Below are 16902 nucleotides of genomic sequence, written 5' to 3'. Positions count from 1 at the left end.
AAATAGATCTTTTGCTAATAAAAAATAATAATGAACAAAAAAGGAGGGGCGAAACATGCAAATCCATGTAGTGCAAAGAGGTGATACTTTATGGCAGCTTGCTCAAAGGTATGGTGTCAGTATTAATCAAATCGCCGCAGTGAATCAACTGCAAAATCGCAGTGAGTTAGTCATCGGCGAAGCGCTCATCATCCCATCAGGCAATCGTCAATACACAGTCCGGCCGGGTGATAATTTATGGTTAATAGCCCGAAAGTTTGGGGTTTCGGTACAAGACATCATGCGGGCCAATCGAATTACAAATCCTTCTATGATTTATCCGGGTCAATTGTTAATCATTCCAGAAAAGGCGAAACCAACAATTGACGTCAATGCGTTTTCGATTGATTTTAGCGAAGCCGGCGCTCAGGAGGTAAGAGATGTCGGCCGCTATTTAACGTATGTCAGCCCGTTCGCTTATCGAATGAAAGACGACGGCAGCTTAGAAATGATTAATGACAATGCCATGATTCAAGCTGCGATAACCAATCATGTCGTACCGATGATGGCTATTACGAATTTTTCGGCTACGGAAACAGGATCACAGCTGGCGCATACGATTCTTTCCGACACGGCATTACAAGATAGATTATTAACTAGTATTATTCAAACTATGAGAACGAAAAGGTATCGCGGACTGAATATTGATTTTGAGAATGTATTGCCTAATGATCGTGAAAATTACAATCAATTTCTGAGGCGGGCAGTCAGCCGTCTCCATGCTGAAGGGTATTTTGTTTCATCCTCCTTAGCCCCGAAAACGAGCGGTACACAACAAGGATTGCTGTATGAAGCCCACGATTATCCCGCTCATGGTGAAATATTAGACTTTGTCGTTCTTATGACTTATGAATGGGGTTATCGCTTTGGACCGCCGCAAGCTATTTCGCCGCTAAACCAAATAAGAGCAGTCCTTGACTATGCAGTGACAGTTATTCCCCGGGAGAAAATCATGATGGGTTTTCAAGTATATGCCCGCGATTGGCTTGTACCTCATGTACAAGGCCGCGAAGCAGAGACTTTTAGTATGCAAGAGGCCATACGCCGGGCTGTCCGGCATCATGCAGTTATTCATTATGATCAAAGAACACAATCGCCATATTTCCGCTACACTGATGAACAAGGACGCGGACATGAAGTTTGGTTTGAAGATGCCAGAAGTGCTCAAGCAAAGTTTAACCTTGTTAAAGAATATCATTTGCGGGGAATCAGCTATTGGGTGCTGGGTTATCCATTTCCGCAAAATTGGGCGCTGCTTGAGGATAATTTTCATATTAGAAAGTTATAAGGGAACTGACAGGGTTCTCTTTTTTTTGAGGCTGTTGAAATTGACTAGAAAGAAAGTGCTTATTCATGTGTGCATTTAAAGGTGTCCGTATTTAAAATATTTTGATTGTTATTAATTGTTGTTTTATAATAAATGAAAGTATATGTATTTTGCAGTTTAAAAAATAACTTCATTTTTTTTGAAAATATTTGGAAAGGACGAAAGTGAGATGGCGCAATCAGAAGATCTTCAAAAACATCTGAAAAAAAGACATGTCATTATGATAACAATCGGAGGAATCATCGGCGCCGGTCTGTTTGTCGGAAGCGGCGCGATTATTAAAGAAACCGGACCAGCAGCCATTTTCACATATTTACTTACCGGATTATTAGTATTATTGATCGCCCGCATGCTTGGAGAAATGGCTTCAGCTTATCCCGGCGCCGGTTCTTTTTCAGAACAGGTTCGTCTGGCTTTAGGAAATTGGGCCGGTTTCTCATGCGGATGGCTATACTGGTATTTCTGGGTTGTTGTCGTTGCCTTTGAAGCCACTGCCGGTGCTGGGATTTTAAAGTATTGGTTTGCCAATGCGCCGCTTTGGCTGCTGAGCTTAAGTTTAATTGTTTTATTAACGTTAACGAATATTTTTTCTGTTAAATCATACGGCGAATTTGAATATTGGTTTGCCGCGATTAAGGTCGTTGCCGTTATTTTATTTATCATTTTAGGCGCGGCCTACATATTAGGGCTGTGGCCGGCAAAAACGATGAGTTTTGAAAATTTGACGGCGCACGGCGGATTCGCCCCGCACGGCATTGCTGCTATTTTAAAAGGGGTCGTTGTTGTTATATTTTCTTTTTTAGGCACTGAAATTGCAACGGTTACGGCCGCAGAATCCGATCAGCCAAAAGAAGCCATTGCCGGCGCAACTCGATCTGTGATTTGGCGAATTCTGATTTTCTATGTTGGTTCGGCATTTATTATGGTTTGCATTTTGCCATGGAACCAAGCGGGAGTTCTTGAAAGCCCTTTTGTGAGTGTTCTTGAAAAGCTAGGCATTCCCGGTGCAGGCCAGATCATGAATTTTGTTGTCCTGACGGCTGCGCTATCTTGTTTAAATTCAGGGTTATATGTTGCTTCAAGAATGCTATTTAACCTTGCAAAAAGGGGAGACGCACCGAAATGGTTTACGAAAGTGAACAAAAAAGGCGTACCCATGAGAGCGCTCCTTTCCGGGACTGTTATCGGTTATTTATCGGTTATCGCGGCTTATTATTCTCCGGATTTGATTTTTCAGTTTCTTCTTAATTCAAGCGGGGTTGTTGTCCTCTATATTTATTTGTTCGTTGCCTTTGCCCAACTCAAAATGCGCGCGCGCCTGGAAAAAGAAAACCCGCAATTATTAGTCGTAAAAATGTGGGGTTATCCTTATTTAACTTATTTTACAATTATTTGTATGGCAGCTGTACTCGTTTTGTTAGCATTTGATAAGAGTATGCGTTCACAGCTTCTCTTAAGCACCTTTTCGCTTTTTGTCGTATTAACGGCTTATGCCGTGCGAAGCAGAAAAGCTTCTGTCAATCCATTTAACAATAGCGCTGAAGCGCCTAAAGAAAGGATCCCAAAATAATCGAGCAGCATATAAATAGACAAAGAAATAAAAAGGGTTTTTTGGCTTTGATACAGAAATATTATAAAGATAAATTTGAAAAAAATAAGATCATTTTCCTGTATAGATTTCTAAATTGATTGAATTTTGAAATATTAATAAAGGAGGGGTATTTATGCACATCAGAGAAATCATTACAAAACGGTGGGGTGAAATAGAAATTTTAACAAGCCCTATTTTTGGAACAATTGAGGAAGTCATCGTAAAAGGGAATAGTGTCAAAGAGTTTGACCCATTATTTATTATTAGAAATGAGCAAGGTGCTCTAGAAAAAATCACGGCTGGGTTGAATGGCATCATTGAATTGTTAAACGTGAAAAAAGGTGATAAAGTCGTTCCGGGAACGGTTTTGGCACATTTTAAAAATGTTTACTTCGGAAAATGATAGACTATGGATACTAGAAGAACAAAGCCCTGTTGGATAAAACCAATAGGGCATTTTTGCGTCTTTTTATCTAAATTATTAATTCTTGCAATATAGTGATTCAATAGCAGATATTTTGTTAAAATGAAAGGAAGGTTTGGATATGATAAGCTTATGGCACTGCTTATCATACGGACAGCAAGATCCGGTTAATAGTATATGGAGCGTGAGTAAATATGTATAAAGACCTTTTTACTGTCTTTGGGTACACTGTTCAGACCCATGCGGTCATATCCATCATTGCCATTATCATTGGTTATGGCGTTGCTTTAGGATTGACCCGCAAAACCATTTATTACAAACATATTCAAGATTTTATTTTCTATGCGATTATAGGCGCTATTATCGGGGCGCGACTATGGCATGTTTTCGTATTTCAATGGCCGTATTATTCCCAGCATCCGCTTGATATTATTGCTATCTGGCAAGGCGGTATTTCAATAGAAGGCGCTATTGCCGGAGGGATCATAGCGCTGATTGTTTATACATATAAGCATAAGTTAAATTTCTGGGAAATGGCTGACTATCTTGCGCCGGCCATGATGTTGGGACAGGCGATCGGCCGTGTCGCTTGTTTTTTTGCCGGCGACGCTTTCGGCAGACCGACACATGCCAACTTCGGCGTTGTCTTTCCAAAAGGAACGGTCGCGTACAGTTATTACGGCAGCCAGCCGTTATGGCCGGCTATATCATGGGAGATCCAAGGCGATACCGTGATCTTTTCAATACTGCTTATCATTTTTCTATTGGCAAGAAAGCGTCTGCCAAAAGGAATGATCTTTGTTTTTTATGTATTTATGTATGATGCGGAAAGATTTATGCTGGAATTTTTCCGGGGGGATTCACCTAGGTACAGCGGTCTTACAGGCGGTCAGTGGTCAGCGATTGTATTAACGGTCATCTCGATTATCTTAATGATTTATTTATATGTTCGCCGCCGGGGATCGAATCAAAATAAACAACAAAAGGCCGCAGAATAGACATCGAAGGAGCTGGCAGGATGAACCAGCTCTTTTTCTGTTTAGGCAGTGGTTAGCCATTATTGAAGATGCACCTTTTTGAATAAAAATAATCAAACAGCCGTTTGAATATGTAAGAAAAAGATCATAAAATATAATCAAAAGATGGTTTGAATGTTTAAAATAACGATGATGATGGAGTGATCTCATTGGAAAAATCTCATCAAGATCAATGTGAAGTTTATTGTTATGACGAAGATAAAGTCAGCCGAGTTCAAGCATTAATGGCTTCAATGGATTTTCAACATATGATGAAGGCCTTTAAAGTTTTGGCTGATGAAACACGTTATAAAGCTGCTTATGCGTTGACCCTTGAAAAGGAATTATGTGTCTGTGACGTTGCTAATATTATTGGCGTTACAACGGCGACGGCTTCTCATCACTTACGTTTATTGAGAGATATGGGTTTTTCCGGCTCCCGCAAAGAAGGGAAGATGGTTTTTTATTCCTTAACTGATGATAGCGTGAGACAGCTTATTTCAGCCGCGGAACCGTTAAGGGGTGAAAAACGTGTCAAGAAAGACAAATCGGCAATGTTGTGAGAACGGCTTGCCATGCGGCAATCATTCAGAGCAATGTTCACAAACCTTAACAATTCAAGTATCGGGCATGGACTGTCCGTCATGCGCTTTAACCATTAAAAAAGGGCTGTTAAATATTGTTGGCATCCAACATGTTAATGTCAATTATAATACCGGGAAAGTACAAATGATTTCAGATGGCACTGTTGCGTTGCAAACGATTGAGACTAAAGTCAGCCAGCTTGGCTACGCGCCAATCACAGCAAATGAAATGGAAGAGGATAAGCAGCTGCCGATGACTTTTATCTTTACAGCGGCTTCAGGCGTTCTTTTAGCATTGGGCTATTTTGGTTCATTTATCGGTCTATCGGGAATAATCAGCGATATTTTATATTTTTTCGTTCTTTTAGTTGGCGGATATAAACCCGCGAAGAGTGCTTTTTATTCAATAAAAAACCGTTCGCTTGATATGAATGTGCTTATGATTGGAGCTGCTGCCGGCTCTTTATTAATTGGCCAATTTTTAGAAGGTGCGATGATTGTATGGCTGTTCTCATTAGGAAATGCGCTCCAAAATAAATCGCTTGAGAAAACAAGATCTTCGATAAAAGATTTGATGAATCTGGCTCCGGCTGAAGCTTGGCTGAAAAAAGACGGCGAACTGATTCGGACACCGGTTGAAGCTGTTTCGGTTGGAGATATTATAAATATTAAGCCTGGAGAAAAGGTCCCTTTAGACGGTCGCATTATCAGCGGCACCTCGACGATTAATCAAGCGCCGATCACTGGCGAGTCTATCCCTGCAGATAAACAGCCCGGCGATCCGGTCTATGCAGGAACAATTAACGAATCCGGGGCGCTTCAAGTCAAAGTAGCCAAGCGAGTAAAAGATTCTGCACTATCAAATATCATTCATATGGTAGAAGAAGCACAAGAACAAAAAGCGCCGACACAAGCATTCTTAGATAAATTTGCTGCGGTTTATACACCGGCCGTCTTTTGTTTAGCTATAACAGCTATGATTCTTCCGCCGCTTTTCGGTTGGGGAGCATGGAGTCAATGGTTTTATAAAGGTCTTGAATTGCTTGTCATTGCCTGCCCCTGCGCATTAGTGATATCAACACCGGTTGCCATTGTTTCAGCGATTGGAAATGCGGCAAAACAAGGCGTGCTTATCAAAAGCGGTGCATGCCTCGAGACAGCAGGGAAACTTAAGGCGCTTGCCTTTGATAAGACAGGAACGCTGACCGAAGGAATTCCGAAAGTCGCTGTTATTAAAGCTTTAAATGCAAATGAGAATGATCTTCTTGCAGTTGCCCGGACGATTGAGGAACACTCGAATCATCCGATCGCAAAGGCTATTGTTAATTATACGAAAGACAAAGACGTCCGTTCACTCAATGGATCTTCGTTTTCTGCCTTGGCTGGAAAAGGTGTTCAGGCAACGGTTGATGGAGAGGATTATTATGCCGGAAAACCTGAATTATTTGAGGAACTCGGTATTTCGTTAGATTCGATCCAATCTGATTTAGAAAATATGCAGAATGAAGGGCTATCACTTGTTGTCATCGCTAAAAATAATTATATTTTGGGTTATATAGGGGTTTCTGATAATTTGCGAGATGTTTCGGTCGAATCGATTCGTTCTCTTGAAGAAATAGGCGTGCAAGAATGCATCATGCTAACCGGAGACAATAAAGGAACCGCGCGGAAAATAGCCGAACAAGCCAACATCGGCCGTTATTATGCCAACCTTCTCCCCGAAGACAAAGCCCGCGTGATCAAAGCTTTACAAAAAGAGGGGAAAATGGTCGGGATGGTTGGCGACGGTATCAATGATGCACCGGCTCTTGCGGCATCTGATATTGGCATTGCCATGGGAGGAGCCGGAACAGATACTTCAATAGAAACGGCAGATATCGTGCTAATGGCTGATAACTTGGAAAAGCTCCCATATACAATGAAATTAAGCCGGAAAGCCTTATCGGTCATTAAGCAAAATATTTGGTTTTCCATTTTAATTAAGCTGGCGGCGTTTCTATTGATTTTTCCGGGATTCTTAACTTTATGGATGGCGGTATTCAGCGATACAGGCGCTGCGCTTTTAGTTATCTTAAATAGTATGAGACTGCTTTTAAAAAAATAATAGAAATCATTTTTTGAAATGAGGCGTCCGCTGTCAGTCAAAGACAGCGGGCGCTTTAAAATTCATCACAGGCTGCTGTATTGAATCATAAAATCATCTTTTATAAAAATAAACTAATAAAAGCAGCGTTATGATCAATGTCTGTTCATGAAGACTGGAGCAAAGGAGAGGAAGATCATTGACTAAAAAAAAGAAAAAGCTGGATTTAAAATTAAAAAAAATGAGTACAGAAGAAAAAATAAGGGCTTTTATGGAAAAAAGCAAAGTCGACGTTCATGCCCAGGCGATTATATTAAATGCGCTGACAAATGCTTATAAAGAAGGCTATTATAAGGGATATAAACAAGGTTTGCTAGAACGCGACAGATTAATTAAGGAGCGCAAACAAGATCAATGAACGAATTCAAGATCATCATAAAGCGTGCAATGTAGGAACATTGACACTCTTACATGCACGCTTTATCATTTGTCTTACAACGCTCTCTTAAAAATTATTCTGCGGGTTCACAAAAAATTCACAGGGTCAGACCCCGAAAATTACTTATAATATAATTATTGATATATAGAGAGGAAGAAAATCATGTCAAATGGTACAAAGACCATCATCGGCATCCTTGCCATTGTAGTGGTTGTTTCTATAGGGATGTTCACATGGATGAAGGTACTGCATCATACAACAAGCGTCCATATGGTGAATCATACACCTGACAGCAAAGTCATGAAATTGTCCGCTGAACAATATGCAAGACAATATAAAAAGGATAAAACGGCGGCGGATGAAAAATATGTGGATACTGTGGTTCAAATAACAGGGACCATCAAAGAAATAAAAGATAACGAGATTATACTAAACACTCAATACCCAATTGTTGTTAATATGCAAAAAGGTGTTAATCTAGATCGCTTAAAAAAAGGTCAAGCTGTCACTTTGCGAGGATTCCCAATAGGTTTGGATCCTGATCAGAACGTGCTTGTATTTAAATCTGCAAAGTTAATCAAGTAATGCTTTATATGATGGATCGGCCCGACAATAAATATTAAAGAATCTGAAACTATGACTCGATTTAAAAGTCATGGTTTTATTTTTTATGCACGGATGAATAGGTAAATGTCAATCTGAATAATTTTCCAATAAAATCATAAATTTTGAAACAATCAGCTGTATGATCAGTCTATTTATTCAATATCCAGAAGCTGTTGCCGGTTCGTTGAACATATAGACGGCCGGTGTGAGTGCAAAAGGATTGGCGCATGATACGCCATGATAATCATTTCAAGAATTTTCTATGTTGGCACAGAACTTGCATATTGAAAAGTGAGAGAATTAAGATTTAACATCGATGAGATGAAAGGATGAAATCAATGGCTAAATTTTCTGATGTAAAAACTCAATTGCCGGGGCCGGCTGCAAAAGAGTTGCTTGATAAAAGAAAACGCTATGTTCCTAAAGGTGTAAGCAACGGTGTGCCGACCTTTGCGGATACAGCAGAAGGGGCTCTTGTAAAAGATGTAGACGGCAATACATTTATAGATTTTGCCGGCGCCATCGGAACGATTAATGTTGGGCATTGCCATCCAAAGGTGACGCAAGCTTTAAAAGAACAAGCTGACCGTTTTATTCACACTGGATTTAATGTGATGATGTATGAAGGATATATTAAGCTTGCTGAAAAACTGGCAAATCTCGCACCGGGGAATCACGACAAACAAGTTTTGTTTTTAAACAGCGGTGCGGAAGCCGTTGAAAACGCAGTTAAAATTGCGAGAAAGTATACAAAAAGGCAAGGCATTGTCTCCTTTAAAAGGGGTTATCACGGCCGGACGTTAATGACGATGACAATGACAAGCAAAGTCAAGCCTTATAAATATGAATTTGGGCCGTTTGCGCCGGAAGTTTATAAAGCGCCGTATCCATATTATTACCGCCGTCCGGAAGGCATGTCAGAAGCGGATTATGATGAATACGTTTTACAAGAATTTAAGGAATTCTTAGTCGGCGACGCGGCGCCGGAAACGATTGCCGCGGTTATTATGGAGCCTGTTCAAGGCGAAGGCGGTTTTATCGTTCCAAGCAAACGATTTGTTCAAGGCGTATACGAGCTATGCCAATCGCACGGCATTTTATTTGTTGCTGATGAAATCCAAACAGGTTTCACAAGAACAGGCCGCTATTTTGCCATTGAACATTTTGGCGTTGTTCCGGATTTAATAACCGTCTCTAAATCAATGGGGGCAGGCGTGCCGATCAGCGGCGTCATTGGCCGAAGTGAGATCATGGACAAATCAGAGCCGGGTGAATTAGGCGGCACTTACAGCGGCAGTCCTTTAGGATGTGCTGCGGCATTGGCGGTGCTGGATGTGATTGAAGAAGAAAATCTTAACCAGCGCGCTGAACAAATCGGCAGCAAGGTACTAAATCGATTTAATAAGCTGGCTGAACAGTATGATTGCATAGGCGAAGCCAGAGGATTAGGCGCGATGTGCGCACTAGAAGTCGTAAAGGATAAGGCATCCAAAGAACCTCACAAAGCCTTAACAAGCGCCATAATTGAAGAGGCAGGCAAGCGCGGTTTGCTGCTGTTAAGCGCCGGCATGTTCAGCAATGTCATCAGGGTATTGATGCCGATTGTCATTACTGATGAGCAGCTTGAAGAAGGCTTATCAATCATTGAAGAATCAATAGCAGCTGCTGTTGCAAAACAAAAAGACGCAACGCTTGTCTAAATATAAAAATAAAATTTTTTATAGAGGTGCTATTATGGGATCATCAGTTATTACTGAGGAACGCGGAGAAACAAAAGAACAACAGCCGATCAAAGAAAAAGAAAACTTAAACCTTTTTGAATCAACACAAGTCATTATTAAGGAAGCGTTAGATAAATTAGGCTATTCACCTGAAATGTATGAGTTGTTAAAAGAGCCGGTAAGACTTCTAACCGTTCGCATTCCTGTCAGAATGGACGATGGCTCGGTGAAAATTTTCACCGGCTACCGTTCTCAACATAATGATGCTGTCGGCCCGACAAAAGGCGGCGTCCGATTCCATCCAGACGTCACAGAAGATGAAGTGAAAGCGCTGTCGATTTGGATGAGTTTAAAATCAGGTATTGTTGATTTGCCGTACGGCGGCGGAAAAGGCGGCATTATTTGCGATCCGCGGGAAATGTCTTTCCGTGAATTGGAGGCTTTAAGCAGAGGCTATGTAAGGGCTATCAGTCAAATTGTCGGTCCGACAAAAGATATTCCGGCGCCAGATGTATTTACGAATTCTCAGGTTATGTCATGGATGATGGATGAATACAGTAGAATAAGGGAGTTTGATTCCCCTGGTTTTATTACCGGAAAACCAATTGTTCTCGGCGGCTCTCACGGACGAGACTCTGCTACTGCAAAAGGTGTAACGATCTGTATAAGGGAAGCGCTTAAGAAAAGAAATATTCCGCTTAAGGGCGCAAGAGTTGTTGTGCAAGGCTTTGGTAATGCCGGCAGTTATCTTTCGAAATTTTTGCATGATGCGGGTGCCAAAGTTGTCGGTATTTCTGATGCTTATGGCGCATTGCATGATCCGGATGGTTTGGATATTGATTATTTGCTTGATCGCCGCGACAGCTTTGGCACCGTCACGAAATTATTTAAAAACACAATAACAAATAAAGAATTGTTAGAACTTGATTGTGATATTCTTGTCCCTGCTGCAATCGAAAATCAAATTACAGAAGATAATGCCCATAACATAAAAGCGAGCATCGTAGTTGAAGCCGCCAACGGTCCGACAACATTGAAAGCAACAAAGATATTGACTGAACGGGGTATCTTGCTTGTTCCAGACATTCTTGCAAGTTCCGGCGGTGTAACGGTCTCATATTTCGAATGGGTACAAAATAACCAAGGCTATTATTGGACAGAAGAAGAAGTTGAACAGCGTCTCGAGCAAGTGATTGTCAAAGGATTTAACAACGTTTACGACACAGCTGTTAACCGAAAAGTCAACATGCGTCTTGCCGCATATATGATTGGAATTCGAAAAATGGCGGAAGCGTCACGTTTCCGCGGCTGGGTATAAGCCTTTCATTCAAAAAATTGATGAGGGGGGATCATTTGATTATCCGTGAATTAATAACACATCGTTGGGGAAATAAGGAACTTGTGACCAGTCCGTCATTTGGTACAGTAGAAAAGGTATTTGTGAAAGATGATATGCGGGTTTTAGAGTGGGAGCCATTGTTTATTATAAGGACGGAAAATGGATCTCTTGAACAAATCGCCGTTGGAGTAAACGGCGTGATCAATTCGGTTCACGTCAAAGAAGGCGATCATGTGATACCGGGTATGGTCATGGCTTTTATCAAAGACGATTTGCTGGATTCAGATATCAGCTGAATCCAACCTTAACTTAATCATATTAAATGTCAAATCAGAACGTAAAACCTATGCTGTATAAAGATTTAAATCCCTGAATCCCTATTATTATAAAAGGGGCTTGCGAACGCTGGCCCCTTTTTTGCAATTTCTTGCATTTGAATTGACATTTTTGCATATAATAAGATATAATAATGATTGACAGTCAGTCATTCGCTAATAGGAGGCGAAATAGATGAAATCAAAACAAGAAGAAAAATATCAGGCATTGCTGCAAGCTGCGATGAAGGTGATTACGGAAAAAGGTTTTGAAAAAGCATCTGTATCCGAAATTGTTAAAGAAGCCGGTGTGGCCCATGGGACATTTTACTTATATTTTACCTCCAAAAATTCGATCGTTCCGGCGATTGCAGAATATATCTTTGAAAAGCAGCTCGAAGAATTAAAGCTTAAAACGGCAAATACTGATAACATTTGGGATAAACTTTATGAATTAATCAATGTGACTTTTGATATTACCGAAAGGTATAAAGAACTTATTATATTTTGTTATTCCGGATTGGCTTTCTTCCACTCCTTTGAAAAATGGGAAGATATTTACTTACCATATTATCAATGGTTGGAGGATATACTAAATCAAGCAAAGGAAAAAGGTGAAATAGATGCAAGCATCAGAACGCCAAACGTGGTAAAAATGATTATCGGTGTGACTGAACATACAGCTGAAAATTTACTTTTATCAAAAGATCATGTGGATGAGCAAAATGTAAAGCCATTTAAAGAAGATTTATTCAAATTCATTAAAAAGTCGCTTGAATAGCAAATGTTTTAAGAAATAAAATGACTGACAATCAATCATTGAAAAGGAGTTTTTAAAATGAGTTGGTTACTGATTATATTAGCTGGGTTATTAGAAATTGTCTGGGCTACAGGGTTAAAATACGCCGATTCTTTATTAACATGGACCGGTGTTGTTATCATTATTATCATTAGTTTCGTTATGATGATTCGGGCCTTTAAGGAAATTCCGGTCACTATAGGTTATACGGTATTTGTTGGCATTGGGGCGATAGGAACGTTTATAGTCGGCGTTTTTCTTGGAGAACCGGTTTCTTTTGGTCAAATTATTTTTCTGGCTTTGTTATTAATAGGTGTTATAGGCATGAAAGCAACATCGGATAAAAATGAGTCAGAAACAGAAGGAGGAAAACAATAATGCATTGGATATTATTGATTTTAGCCGGTTTAGAAGAGGTGATCGCCGTCACAGCCCTTAAATATGTTGACGGATTAAAAAAGAAATGGCCGATTTTTATCATAGTGGTTGGGTTCGCTTTTTCCTTTCTCTGTTTATCCATTGCGATGAGAGCACTTCCAGCAGGTGTCGCTTATGCAGTATGGACAGGGATCGGAACGCTTGGAATAACCATCGTTGACCTCATTTGGTTCAGGCAAAGATATAAGTTGACCCAGTGGCTGTTTCTAGGATGCATTATTATAGGGATAATCGGAATGAGATTAACAACCGGCGAATAATTCAATACGATTTTGGACCATGACAAGGTACCCTTATTCAAGGGTACCTTAAAAAATCATCAGCATTTTTTTATTAATCAAAATCAAAAGTTTATAGGGTGTTGTTTAAATAATGAAATGATTATTAAAAGTTGAATATATTATTCAGTATTGAATAATGACCTTTGCCAAAAATGCTTATATCATGTCGATTTTTATTGTCAATAATGAGAAGGATGTTTGGCATAAAACTTGCAATAAAAAATGTGAGCGCAAAGCTATCAAAAAATGACTGATTATCATTTTCTCCAGGGAGGAAAAGCATTGAAATCGTATCAGATGTTCGTAAATGGCCAATGGATCGGCAATCATTTAGAACAATTTAACGTTATTAACCCAGCAAATAAAGAGATCATTGCGCAAGTTCCGAAAGGCGGAGCGGAGGAAGCCAGAGAAGCTGTTGATGCAGCCTATAAAGCTTTTAAAGCTTGGTCAGAGAAAACAGCTGAAGAGAGAAGTCATTATTTGCTTAAATGGCATGAATTGATTAATAAGCATAAAGAAGAGATTGCCGAACTCATGACAATTGAGCAGGGAAAGCCGTATAACGAGGCGCTCGGTGAAGTCAAGTACGCTAACAGCTTCATCTCTTGGTATGCTGAAGAAGGAAAAAGAATATATGGCGAGACAATCCCGGCCTCAGATAGTCGTAAAAGGCTTCTTGTTCAAAAGCAGCCAGTTGGTGTTGCAGCGGCGATTACACCGTGGAATTTTCCGGCAGCAATGATCACTAGAAAAGCAGGGCCTGCCCTTGCAGCCGGATGCACAGTTATTGTCAAGCCAGCTGAGGAAACGCCGTTAACAGCGCTTAAATTAGCAGAACTTGCAGAAAAAGCAGGCATTCCAAACGGTGTCATTAATGTTGTTACCGGAACACCTCAAGACATTTCGGAAGTGTGGCTGAAAGATGATAGAGTGAGAAAACTCACCTTCACAGGATCTACCGAAGTCGGAAAATTATTAATGAGAGGTGCGGCTGATACTGTCAAAAAGATCTCCCTTGAGCTTGGAGGGCATGCGCCGTTCATTGTGATGGACGATGCCGATCTAGATAAAGCAGTTAAAGCTGTGATTGCCTCCAAATTCAGAAATGCGGGTCAAACTTGTATTTGTACAAACCGCATCTATGTGCAGGAATCCGTCGTACAAGTGTTTTCTGAAAAGATGGAAAATGCTGTATCTAATCTTAAGGTGGGAGACGGCTTAAAAGAAGGCGTCGACGTTGGACCGTTAATTAATGAACGGGCGGTTGAGAAAGTAAAGGAACACATTGCCGACGCTGCCGCAAAAGGCGCTCAGGTGATTTGCGGCGGAGAAGGATTAGAAGCAGGCGCCGGCTATTACTTTCAGCCGACAGTCGTCCTCGGCGCCAACGAAACAATGTTATGCATGAATGAAGAAACATTTGGGCCGCTGGCTCCCATTGCGAGCTTTAAAGATGAGGAAGAAGTGATTCAAAAGGCCAATCATACGCCATATGGTTTGGCGGCCTATGTTTTTACCGAAAATATCGGCCGTGCCATCCGCATTTGCGAAAAATTAGAATATGGCATTGTCGGATTAAATGACGGGCTGCCTTCAGTTGCCCAAGCGCCGTTTGGAGGATTTAAAGAAAGCGGCTTAGGAAGAGAAGGCGGTCATTATGGAATAGATGAATTCTTGGAAGTAAAATATATATCAATCGCCTTTTAAACTTTGAAACTTCTAGAAGGTATATACTCGATAATGTGAATCTGAATAGGGGGACGTTAAATGGCAACAACGATAAGCAGTACACCAAAGCAAGACGACTTTCGTATGCCAGGGGAATTTGAGCCTCACAAAGGAACTTGGATGCTCTGGCCGGAAAGAACAGATACTTGGCGGCTCGGTGCTAAACCGGCGCAAAAAGCATTCATGAATGTCGCTCAAAGTATTGCAAGATTTGAACCGGTTACATTATGCGTCAGCGCCGACCAATTTGAACATGTTCGGGAATTAGCGCCCGATTCAATACGTGTCGTTGAAATCTCATCAAACGATGCTTGGATGAGAGATATTGGACCAACATTTGTAAAAAACGATAAAGGTGAGGTTCGCGGCATCGATTGGGGGTTTAATGCTTGGGGCGGATTGGAAAAAGGACTCTATTTTCCGTGGAACTTGGATACTTATGTCAAACAAAAAGTTTTGGAAATTGAACATATTCATCGCTATGATGCCCAAGATTTTGTTTTAGAAGGCGGTTCAATTACTGTTGACGGCGAAGGCACATTAATTACGACAGAACAGTGCCTTTTAAACGGCAACCGCAATCCGCACCTTTCTAAAGAACAAATAGAACAAAAATTAAAAGACTATTTAAATATCGAAAAAATCATTTGGTTAAAGGATGGCATGTTAAACGATGAAACCGACGGACATGTGGATGAGGTTGTCTTTTTCGTCCGCCCCGGTGTTGTAGCCATCAGCTGGACTGATGATAGAAATGATCCGCAATATGAAGTGCTGAATGCTGCTTATGAACGGCTAAAAGACGAAACCGATGCAAAAGGCAGAAAATTAGAGATTCACAAAATTCATATTCCAACACAAATTGAGATGACTGAAGAAGAAAGTGAAGGCATTGACGTTGCCCGCGGAAGCTATGGAAGGCACACCGGCACAGAGCTCGCTTGTACGTATATCAATTGCTACATATGCAACGGCGGTGTGATTATCCCAGCCTTTGGCGATCCGCGCGATAACGAAGCATTAGAGAAAATGCAAGCGCTTTTTCCGGATAGAGAAGTTGTCCAAGTTTATACGCGGGAAATTGCGCTGGGCGGAGGAAATATTCACTGCATCACTCAGCAGCAGCCGCTGCCATAAATTAGAAAGGATGATAAATCATGAAGAAAAGCAAAGTAAATATCGCACTTATTCAACACAGCTGTTCAGATGATCGTGAAGCAAACGTAGAAAAAGCAGTTAAAATGATTCGTGAAGCCGCTGAAAAAGGCGCGGAAATTATTTGTACGCAAGAATTATTTGGCGGAAAGTATTTCCCGCAAACAATTGATTCAGAAAAATACGAATGGGCTGAACCTATTCCAGGGCCAATCACAAATAAAATGCAGGCGCTCGCCAAAGAATTAGGTGTCGTTATTATCACTTCATTATATGAATACGCAATGGACGGCATGTATTTCAATACGGTAGTCGTCTACGATGCTGATGGCACTGATCTCGGCAAGTATCGCAAGCATCATATTCCGGAAGGGCCGCAATATATTGAAAAGTATTATTTTGCTGAAGGCGACAGTGGCTATCCTGTTTTTGAAACGAAATTCGGTACAATCGGCGTCTTAATTTGCTGGGATGAGTGGTTCCCTGAACCTTCCAGAATTCTTGCATTAAAAGGGGCGGATATCGTATTCTATCCGTCTGCGATTGGATCTGAACCGGAACATCCTGACCTTGATACGTCGCAAACATGGATGGATGCGATCCGTGCGCATGGCATTCATAATAATATGTTCATCGCGGCGGTTAATCGTGTAGGGCGCGAAGATTCTGATGAAGGATATATGGAGTTCTATGGACGCAGCTTTATCAGCAACCCATGGGGTACAGTTATTAAAGAAGCAGAAACCAAAGAAGATGAAATTATTATGGCAGAAATTGATTTGTCGGAAGTCAAAAAAGCACGCAATATTCTCCAATTCCACCGTGACAGAAGACCAGACAGCTATGGTGAATTATTGTATCGCGTTCTAAAATAACTTTAAAGAAAACAGCAGCTATTGGAAATGGGCCGTTACCCCTGTATCAATAATTCGACAGGGCACGGCCCTATCGCCTTAAAGAAGGGATATACAGCCATTTACAAAAATTGAAATGATTGAGGTGGATAAGAAGCACC

General features: G+C 40.8%; 17 protein-coding genes. All 17 read left to right on the top strand.

Annotation, left to right across the window (positions count from 1 at the left end):
* Window positions 1–55: 55 nt before the first annotated feature.
* The 17 genes from JOD45_RS12200 to JOD45_RS12120 all read left to right on the top strand — a co-directional run bounded on the left by JOD45_RS12200 (window position 56) and on the right by JOD45_RS12120 (window position 16762).
* A complete protein-coding gene (locus JOD45_RS12200; RefSeq protein WP_205004171.1) occupies window positions 56–1327 on the top strand; it encodes a glycoside hydrolase family 18 protein in 1272 nt (423 codons plus the stop codon).
* A 208-nt stretch (window positions 1328–1535) separates the two neighbouring features.
* Window positions 1536–2936, top strand: coding sequence for an amino acid permease (locus JOD45_RS12195; RefSeq protein ID WP_205004170.1), 1401 nt, complete (start codon window positions 1536–1538; stop codon window positions 2934–2936).
* Window positions 2937–3090: 154 nt separating this feature from the next.
* On the top strand, window positions 3091–3360 hold the full coding sequence (locus JOD45_RS12190; RefSeq protein WP_205004169.1) for a biotin/lipoyl-containing protein: 270 nt from the start codon (window positions 3091–3093) through the stop codon (window positions 3358–3360).
* A gap of 215 nt (window positions 3361–3575) precedes the next feature.
* On the top strand, window positions 3576–4379 hold the full coding sequence (gene lgt / locus JOD45_RS12185; protein ID WP_205004168.1) for a prolipoprotein diacylglyceryl transferase: 804 nt from the start codon (window positions 3576–3578) through the stop codon (window positions 4377–4379).
* 182 nt (window positions 4380–4561) lie between these two features.
* Window positions 4562–4960, top strand: coding sequence for an ArsR/SmtB family transcription factor (locus tag JOD45_RS12180; RefSeq protein ID WP_380896616.1), 399 nt, complete (start codon window positions 4562–4564; stop codon window positions 4958–4960).
* Window positions 4929–7085 carry a heavy metal translocating P-type ATPase gene (locus JOD45_RS12175; protein ID WP_338056093.1) on the top strand — a complete coding sequence of 719 codons (2157 nt, stop codon included), beginning with the start codon at window positions 4929–4931 and terminating at the stop codon, window positions 7083–7085. Before JOD45_RS12180 ends, JOD45_RS12175 begins: the two co-directional genes overlap by 32 nt.
* Before the next feature lie 178 nt (window positions 7086–7263).
* On the top strand, window positions 7264–7482 hold the full coding sequence (locus JOD45_RS12170; RefSeq protein WP_205004167.1) for a hypothetical protein: 219 nt from the start codon (window positions 7264–7266) through the stop codon (window positions 7480–7482).
* A 183-nt stretch (window positions 7483–7665) separates the two neighbouring features.
* Window positions 7666–8088, top strand: coding sequence for an OB-fold protein (locus JOD45_RS12165; RefSeq protein ID WP_205004166.1), 423 nt, complete (start codon window positions 7666–7668; stop codon window positions 8086–8088).
* 359 nt (window positions 8089–8447) lie between these two features.
* Window positions 8448–9809, top strand: coding sequence for a 4-aminobutyrate--2-oxoglutarate transaminase (gabT, locus tag JOD45_RS12160; RefSeq protein WP_205004165.1), 1362 nt, complete (start codon window positions 8448–8450; stop codon window positions 9807–9809).
* 34 nt (window positions 9810–9843) lie between these two features.
* On the top strand, window positions 9844–11148 hold the full coding sequence (locus tag JOD45_RS12155) for a Glu/Leu/Phe/Val family dehydrogenase (protein WP_205004164.1): 1305 nt from the start codon (window positions 9844–9846) through the stop codon (window positions 11146–11148).
* Window positions 11149–11183: 35 nt separating this feature from the next.
* Window positions 11184–11465, top strand: a complete 282-nt coding sequence (locus JOD45_RS12150) for a biotin/lipoyl-containing protein (protein ID WP_239549250.1) — start codon at window positions 11184–11186, stop codon at window positions 11463–11465.
* Between the two features lie 214 nt (window positions 11466–11679).
* Window positions 11680–12264, top strand: coding sequence for a TetR/AcrR family transcriptional regulator (locus JOD45_RS12145; RefSeq protein WP_205004162.1), 585 nt, complete (start codon window positions 11680–11682; stop codon window positions 12262–12264).
* Between the two features lie 57 nt (window positions 12265–12321).
* Window positions 12322–12660, top strand: a complete 339-nt coding sequence (locus tag JOD45_RS12140; protein WP_205004161.1) for a DMT family transporter — start codon at window positions 12322–12324, stop codon at window positions 12658–12660.
* Entirely contained in the window at window positions 12660–12980 is a 321-nt protein-coding gene (locus tag JOD45_RS12135; protein ID WP_205004160.1) for a DMT family transporter, read from the top strand. Before JOD45_RS12140 ends, JOD45_RS12135 begins: the two co-directional genes overlap by 1 nt.
* Window positions 12981–13283: 303 nt before the next feature.
* Window positions 13284–14711 carry an NAD-dependent succinate-semialdehyde dehydrogenase gene (locus JOD45_RS12130; protein WP_275583967.1) on the top strand — a complete coding sequence of 476 codons (1428 nt, stop codon included), beginning with the start codon at window positions 13284–13286 and terminating at the stop codon, window positions 14709–14711.
* A gap of 60 nt (window positions 14712–14771) precedes the next feature.
* Window positions 14772–15869, top strand: a complete 1098-nt coding sequence (gene aguA / locus JOD45_RS12125) for an agmatine deiminase (protein ID WP_205004159.1) — start codon at window positions 14772–14774, stop codon at window positions 15867–15869.
* Window positions 15870–15889: 20 nt separating this feature from the next.
* Window positions 15890–16762, top strand: coding sequence for a carbon-nitrogen hydrolase (locus JOD45_RS12120; protein WP_205004158.1), 873 nt, complete (start codon window positions 15890–15892; stop codon window positions 16760–16762).
* Window positions 16763–16902 lie beyond the last annotated feature (140 nt).

Source organism: Scopulibacillus daqui (genome assembly GCF_016908855.1).
Lineage (GTDB): Bacteria > Bacillota > Bacilli > Bacillales > Sporolactobacillaceae > Scopulibacillus_A > Scopulibacillus_A daqui.
This window is presented reverse-complemented; position numbering and strand designations above follow the sequence as displayed.